Consider the following 872-nt stretch of genomic DNA (forward strand, 5'->3'; position numbering starts at 1 on the left):
TTTCATTTCTTATTACGGAGAAATGAAACAGTGTGTCGTTTCAATTTTCAGCTTGATCCAGATTTTTAAAGAGCAAAACTTCGCAGTGAACCTTTTCAGGTACACTCTGAAGTTTTCTTGGTTTTTTGCAGTAAAGATGGTGGAGCTATGCGGGATCGAACCGCAGACCTCCTGCGTGCAAAGCAGGCGCTCTCCCAGCTGAGCTATAGCCCCATCGTAGTTATCTCATTCACCTTAATTCTTGCTGAGACAAGGCGTGGAGCGGCGAAGCATACTGAAGTATGCGAGTCGTTTCACAACGCGGTATCAGAAAGAATTTGGTAGGCCTGAGTGGACTTGAACCACCGACCTCACCCTTATCAGGGGTGCGCTCTAACCACCTGAGCTACAAGCCTGCAGAGATTTTCTTACTGCTAATTTTCATCAGACAATCTGTGTGAGCACTACAAAGAACGCTTCTTTAAGGTAAGGAGGTGATCCAACCGCAGGTTCCCCTACGGTTACCTTGTTACGACTTCACCCCAGTCATGAATCACAAAGTGGTAAGCGCCCTCCCGAAGGTTAAGCTACCTACTTCTTTTGCAACCCACTCCCATGGTGTGACGGGCGGTGTGTACAAGGCCCGGGAACGTATTCACCGTGGCATTCTGATCCACGATTACTAGCGATTCCGACTTCATGGAGTCGAGTTGCAGACTCCAATCCGGACTACGACGCACTTTATGAGGTCCGCTTGCTCTCGCGAGGTCGCTTCTCTTTGTATGCGCCATTGTAGCACGTGTGTAGCCCTACTCGTAAGGGCCATGATGACTTGACGTCATCCCCACCTTCCTCCAGTTTATCACTGGCAGTCTCCTTTGAGTTCCCGGCCG

The 872-nt window shown here is 49.4% G+C and carries 2 tRNA genes and 1 rRNA gene; all 3 read right to left on the reverse strand.

Annotated features, from left to right (window positions below):
• Positions 1 to 137: 137 nt before the first annotated feature.
• Positions 138 to 213: transfer RNA gene (locus RYZ59_RS24540), tRNA-Ala, on the reverse strand.
• Positions 214 to 318: 105 nt separating this feature from the next.
• A tRNA-Ile gene (locus tag RYZ59_RS24545) sits at positions 319 to 395 on the reverse strand.
• Between the two features lie 71 nt (positions 396 to 466).
• Positions 467 to 872, reverse strand: a 16S ribosomal RNA gene (locus RYZ59_RS24550); the annotation flags it as partial.

Source organism: Citrobacter sp. HN-141 (assembly GCF_033341895.1).
GTDB lineage: Bacteria > Pseudomonadota > Gammaproteobacteria > Enterobacterales > Enterobacteriaceae > Citrobacter.